General features: G+C 42.9%; 4 protein-coding genes. All 4 read right to left on the bottom strand.

Annotation, left to right across the window (positions count from 1 at the left end; translation table 11 throughout):
- A partial coding sequence (locus PUQ00_RS31795; protein WP_300423907.1) for an AAA-like domain-containing protein occupies window positions 1-2,245 on the bottom strand: 2,245 nt, incomplete at its 3' end.
- Between the two features lie 177 nt (window positions 2,246-2,422).
- Window positions 2,423-3,049, bottom strand: a complete 627-nt coding sequence (locus PUQ00_RS31800) for a type I restriction enzyme HsdR N-terminal domain-containing protein (RefSeq protein ID WP_300423908.1) — start codon at window positions 3,047-3,049, stop codon at window positions 2,423-2,425.
- Window positions 3,050-3,114: 65 nt separating this feature from the next.
- Window positions 3,115-4,755 (bottom strand): AAA-like domain-containing protein, encoded by a 1,641-nt coding sequence (locus tag PUQ00_RS31805; RefSeq protein WP_300423910.1) that lies wholly within the window; start codon window positions 4,753-4,755, stop codon window positions 3,115-3,117.
- A gap of 719 nt (window positions 4,756-5,474) precedes the next feature.
- The gene (locus PUQ00_RS31810; RefSeq protein WP_300423911.1) at window positions 5,475-6,368 is read right to left on the bottom strand and encodes an alpha/beta fold hydrolase; all 894 of its coding nucleotides are present in this window, start codon (window positions 6,366-6,368) and stop codon (window positions 5,475-5,477) included.
- Window positions 6,369-6,501: the final 133 nt, after the last annotated feature.

Raw genomic sequence — 6,501 nt, forward strand, 5'->3', positions numbered from 1 at the left:
CTAAAGTTTTGCCATCGGGGCTGAAGACGACGCTGTTGACCAAACTGCTATGCCCAGTCAGGGTGGTAATTTCTTTGCCCGTCTCCCGATTCCACAATTTGATCGTGTTGTCAAAACTTGCGGAAGCTAAAGTTTTGCCATCGGGGCTGAAGACGACGCTGTTGACCAAACTGCTATGCCCCTCCAGTTGATTTTGTTCACGAATGTTCAGCAGAATAGTCTGTAAACTAAACAAAGGGCTGTAAGCGGGATATTCTGCTAAAGATTGTTTATCCTTGACCAGACTTTTCAATTCTTTAGAAGCCCGCATCGCTAATAGCAGTCCGTCAATTGCCCTTAAATCAAACTCTCGCAGCGCATTTGTTCCATCTCGTTCCAATCGCGTAGCTGTAAGGGCATTTTTCCGGGCTGCATCTGCCTCTGTCTTGGCAATCTGCGCTGTTTTCAAATCTCGTTGTGCTTGCTGTTGTTCTTGCTGTGCCTTGTTTCGTTCCTCCGAAGCATTTTTCCGGGCAATGTCTGCTACTTTCAGGTCACTCTGAGCTTTTCCTGTTTGTTGTTGTGCCTGTTGTTTTTCTATGGTTGCTTTCTTGTCATCTTCCTCAGCAGACTTTGCCTTTTTTGTTGCGGCTTTAAACTGTTGATTAGCTTTTCTCAAGTTAGCTTCTGCTTGTTTCTCTCTGGCTTCTGTTTTTTTTGCCCTCTGTGATATCCACTCGTTTTTTTGACGCTGGGCTTCGGCTTCTGTCTTAACTGTTTTTAAATCTCTGTTGGCATGATTAGCTTGCTGAACACTCTGTTGTGCAAATATTCCCGAAGCAATTGCCCCCACTAGAGCAAAACCTAGCACTACAGAACCAATACGAATCCGTTGATTAGCTTTGTGGTTTGCCTTTGCTAAAACTTGCTTTGCCTGTTCCTCTGCTTCCAGCCTTTTCTGCACATCGCGCTTTTCCAACTCCTGGCTAGCAGCTAAAAACTGATAGTCCAAATCACTCAAACTTTTACCTACTGCCCATTCTTGGGCATCTTGCAAAGTCTGTCCCCGCAACAAGCGCGACTCATCTTGACGTTCTGACTCAACCCAGGCATTAAATGTATCGGAGTAGGGGCGCAAGTTAGCTAAAATCTTTTCGCACCATTCCTGCTTAAACACCTCTGTATAAATCCGGTTATAAATTCGCAGCTTCCCCTCCCGTTTCACCACCAACCCGGTCAGCCGCAGTTCCGTTTGTTCAGGACTATCATCGGTTGCTATCTCTCCCTGCTGCAAAATCTGCTGATACAACCCCAACAATCGCCCAGTCCTCTGTTCCCCACTCTGCAAAATTCTGTCTCGAATCGTCTTCAAATGCTCCGGCTCATCCTGCGTCTCCCAATTCTCAATAATCCGCCTTCTTACCACCCCTGCCACCAACGCCTCAATTTGGGATTTCTTCTCATCTCCACTAGACGCGATAAATCGCGTCTCTACAGGGCATTCCTCAATTAACAACTTACAAACTTTCTGCGTCAAAAACGGCTGTCCTCCCGTCCAGTTCAGCACTGCCGCCATTGCCTCTTGAGGATTTCCCGTTGCTGCCAAACCCCGCGCCAAGGGTTGCGCCTCTTGGAGTTGAAAGCCAGTTAAATCTATTGCCTGTCCAATATTAAAAGGTGTCCGGCGTTTATCTTGAATCAAGTTTGAAGGTGTAGATACGCCAATCAAAGCAAAGGTGACGCGATTATATTCAGGATGGTCTGCTCGTCGGTTGTAGCAATCGCGGATAACTGCAAAAAAGTCATCAAAGTTGAATGAAAGACTCAGAACGCTGTCAATTTCATCAATAAAAATAACAATATTTTCAGTAATTATTTTAAGTAAAATTGTTTCAATAAACTTGCTCAACCGCTGTACTGGTGAAAGCAACCCGTTATCAGTCCACCAAGTATCTAAATCAAAAGTTGTATAAATATTAAAACTTCCCACCAGAGTATCAATCACCCCGGCATACCACTGTTCTGGAGTAATATCTGCCGTACCAATAGCTGTAATATCAACAACAGCACAAGCAAATCCCTCAATTTGCAACTGCTGCATTACCTGCACCCGCAAGCTAGATTTCCCCATCTGCCGGGAATTGAGCACATAACAAAAATTCCCAGCCTTCAAGCCTTCATAGAGGTCATGGTCAGCTTGCCGTATAACATAAGTTAGGGCATTTTGAGGCAGACTACCACCGACTTGATACTGGTACTGAGTCACGTCGCTTCGCTCCAAATTCAAAATTAAAAATTAAAAATTAAAAATTATGAAATACAACGTGAGTTAGACAAACCTCTCCCTGCTTTGAACTAAAGCTCAAGTCTGTCCCTTTCCGAATCGGAGAGGGACGGTTTTGCGTAGTAAAACCAGGGAGAGGTCATAATTACAAATTACAAATTAGGAATTACGAATTAAACCAGCTAGATGTTTTAATACTTTTACGACAGTATATAAGTCATCCCCACGATTAAGCGACAGTGTGTAAGATAAGGCATATCTCGGTGTACTCTGTTTCGTCAACTTAATAAATTGAAATTCACTACCATTGGTGACAAACCCAAAAACAGGTTTTGCCGAAGTTGCATCTGCCAACATATAAGCCAATGCTTGTGGAATTGCAACTACTAGAGAATATTGTGCCCGTTTTGCCTCAATCACAAGCACCCAAAGTGGAGGATGAAACACCAAGATGTCAATACGTCCTCTAACAATTGTGCCTTCGTCTTCAGAAGAAATTCTGACCTCTTGTTCCGACGCGATGTAAAAAGGCGGTCGATAAAAACCTGCTAAACGTAATAGTGGAGATAGCACCACCATTTTGACTACAGGTTCCAAAATTTGGTAACGAGATAAATGCAAATATTCTGCTTTGACTTCGTTGAGAGATTGCTTTTCTAAATCACTCAACTCAGGTAAATCTTGCTGCAACTCTGAAAAAAACTCTTCATTGTCTGCAAGTTGTAGACCAAATTCATCAATAAGTTGGGCTAGGGTGATATCTTTTCCTTGAATAAATTGAACCATTGTTAATCCTTTTTGTTAAATGATAATTGCAGATAAAAGTCCTATTGCACTCCTAATGTACTTTCTTAATTTTTAATTCTTAAACGATGCCCAAAATATTGCCTATACAATTCACACAGAGGTATCACTTCATTGCCTTGAAACTTAACTAATCCCATACTGCGGAGTTTAAACGCTTCAGTTGTGCCCACATCCACGGCGCGATTTGCTGTCATCACTTGTTTGACCGCCGCTAGCAATTCTGCATCCTCTTGCAAATTCAGCCAATGGCGGCGTAAATGGTCACTGTAAGGCCCTTGTTGAGTTGCGGCGATTTTTTGCAGATTTTCCAGCGTCATCCGACCACGGGCAATTTCATAAAGCGCTACCCGCACTAAATAAGGATGACCACCCACCAGTGTCATTAATTCTTCAATTTGTGAGTTAGACCAATTGAGTCTGTGACGCTGTACCAAGTTTTGTACTTGTATTTGATTTAAGTCTGGCAACTCAATGGGTAAGCCGACATTAAAAGGCGACTGATTAATATTGAGTGGGATATAAACTTCCTTAGAATGCACAATCACCAACCGGAGATTTTTCCAAACTGTCTCATTCTTTGACCGCTCATGCCAAGCTCGTAGCAATCCAAAGAAATCAGCCGCAATTATGGGATGCTTAAAGACTTCATCGACTTCATCCAAACCCAAAGCGATGGGGCTATTAATGGCGGGTAATAAATACCGTTGAAAGTAATTTGTACATTTATTCTTGCTACCTAAAACACCCTTCCAATACTCGTCTAACTTATCGGGTAGATTCAATTCATAAGTAATGCTGGCGCAGAACCACTGCAAAAACTGATCTAAATTACCGAAAAATTCTGCATCGGCTGACTGGAAATTTACACGTGCAGTCTGATAGCCATTTTGACTAGCATGATGGAGAACCCGCGACATGAGAGAAGTTTTGCCCATCTGCCGGGGAGCTTTGATGCGAATTAACGCCCCTGGTTGAAGAATCGCTTCATAACAGTCTACCTCAATAGGCGATCGCTCGACATAGAAAGCAGAGTTTAGAGAGACCTGCCCTTCTGGATTTTCTAAGGAGACTGCTAGTTTTATCTCGGTATCTGGAATAGTTTCGTTAGCAGAGATAGCACCTTGGGGATTGTTGGGACTTTTAAGCACGGGGGTGGAAAACTCTGGAATACTTTCTAAATCAATAGCGCTACAGCCAAACTCATAAGCATCCTCATAAGACCTGTCAGCGCCCAGTGCATCATAAAAGCCTACCGCGAATTTAATTGCCGCCCTGTCCCCAATTGCCCGATTCATCCCAACTACGTAGTTAATGTGTTGGTAAATTGCCTCAGCTTGCACCTCGCTATAACAGGCATTTAATAATACACACTCAACTTTGTCCTTAAATAACTTAAATAGCCTTGCCAGTGATTCTGTACTCACCAGCTGCATTTGCCCTGTATTATTTTCCAAGGCTAAACCTTGATTTCCTCCCCCATGTCCAGAAAAATGGATAATATGAGGATCGTGATCTAAAAGCGCCCGCCGCAAATCATCAGGACGCACTGCCCATTTAGTAATCAGTTCAAACTTATCTCGGCTGCGAGAGCGTTGCAACCCTTCCTGAATTTCCCTTACTTCCTCGTCCAAGCGAAGTTTATCTGTCGTCGTGGGATTAGCTGACACAATCAGGATTTTTTTCACAGCGCTATCAACTATTGAATGCAGGCTTCTGACTTAGATGTAGTTTACTACAGCAGATAACTAGATAATTACTGATAGCGCATTACCCTTAATGAGTCTTTTAGCTCCGTGAATGAGTCTTTGAACTCCGTGAACGAGTCTTTGAACTCCGTGAATGAGTCTTTTAGCTCCGTTAAGGAGTCTTTTAGCTCCGTGAATGAGTCTTTTAGCTCCGTGAACGAGTCTTTGAACTCCGTGAATGAGTCTTTTAGCTCCGTGAACGAGTCTTTTAGCTCCGTGAACGAGTTTTTTAGCTCCGTGAACGAGTCTTTTAGCTCCATTAACGAGTCTTTGTACTCCGTTAACAAGTCTTTGATACTCATGAAAATTACAGCAATTTTCCCAAGCGTGGAACACACATAATTGTAGGGGCACAATATATTATGCCCCTACGCATGTAGTGTATTTTATTAAAAACTACTGTAATTCCTAGCCGGAAGCAACCTAACTAATCTTCATGCCCGGTTTTTTCTTGGCAACTTGCGTTTAGCTCGACTTTATCCAAAATTAAGACTTGCATCTCTTTATAGACCAAAAACTCTAGCTTTTTGGCAAAAACTTTTTCCATGTAACTGATTCACGGTTAAATCCAAAAAGTAAAACTACCGTCCCACAAAGGTTTCAGCGTCAACTTGAGCGTTGCCAAAAAATGGATAAAGTCGAGCTTAGGGACGAAATTATCACCTTTGCGCCAGCCAATCGACAATCTGAGCATTGACAACATCTGGAACTTCATCGTGGGGACAATGACCGGCATTAGGAATGGGAACAATTTTGATTTCTTTGCCATTCTCACGCGCCTGTTCGTAAATCTTGGCCCCAGTAATTGGTGTCCAAGGATCGTCAGCACCCCAAATCACTAATAAAGGACATTCTACTTTAGGCAATAATTCCTCTGGACTTGGGCCAGGAGGGGCTGTGAGAATGGAGGCGAAAACTTGTTGCGCTCCTGGATCGCAAGAGGGAGTATAAAGTAAATCGACTAATTCATCGGTGACGGCTTCACGATCGCGGTAAACTTGATAGAGAGTACGGCGAATTTGAGCTTTTTGGCGGATGCGGTTATAGACAAATTTACCTGTAATTGGCGATCGCACAAACCGATTAAAAGCTGCCATCACAATCCGTAGCGGCGGATTCAATTCGTGGGCACGATGACTCAAACCACCCGCAGAGTTAATTAAAATACCGCCAGCAGCAATTTCTGGATGTTCTACCAGTACTATTAAGCTCAAAAGTGCGCCGATGGAGTTGCCAATAAATACAGCAGGTTCGTGTATATGTGCTGTGCAGAAATCTTTCAGCAGTTCCACCCAAACTTCCACACTGTAATCAATCAGCGCTTTATCAGAACCGCCAAAACCTAAAAGGTCTATGGCAAATACCTGGTAGCCAGCATTAGCTAAAACTGGGATATTTTTACGCCAGTGTCCAATCGAAGCACCAAAGCCATGAACCAGTACCAAAGGGCGTCCTGTACCCATGACAGTGTACTGAATTTTGTAACCCTGCCAATTCCAAAAGAATTTTTCAAAGGCATCTTGGGTTGTAAGCTGCTGTGTAGTTAGAGTCATTAATAAGATTTATAAAGTCTTTCTTCACTATAGTAGGACTTACGCATCAAGTACGAAATGTAGGGGCAATTCATGAATCAATACGGTTCAGTTAAGCCTGGAACTCAGATAAAATAAGCATTATTCACAAGCA

It is taken from the genome of Nostoc sp. S13, from assembly GCF_029379315.1.
GTDB lineage: Bacteria > Cyanobacteriota > Cyanobacteriia > Cyanobacteriales > Nostocaceae > Nostoc.

Excerpts from the sequence above, each read along its gene's own strand:
- PUQ00_RS31800 (WP_300423908.1), bottom strand. The coding sequence starts at position 3,049 with ATGGTTCAATTTATTCAAGGAAAAGATATCACCCTAGCCCAACTTATT.
- PUQ00_RS31810 (WP_300423911.1), bottom strand. The coding sequence starts at position 6,368 with ATGACTCTAACTACACAGCAGCTTACAACCCAAGATGCCTTTGAAAAA.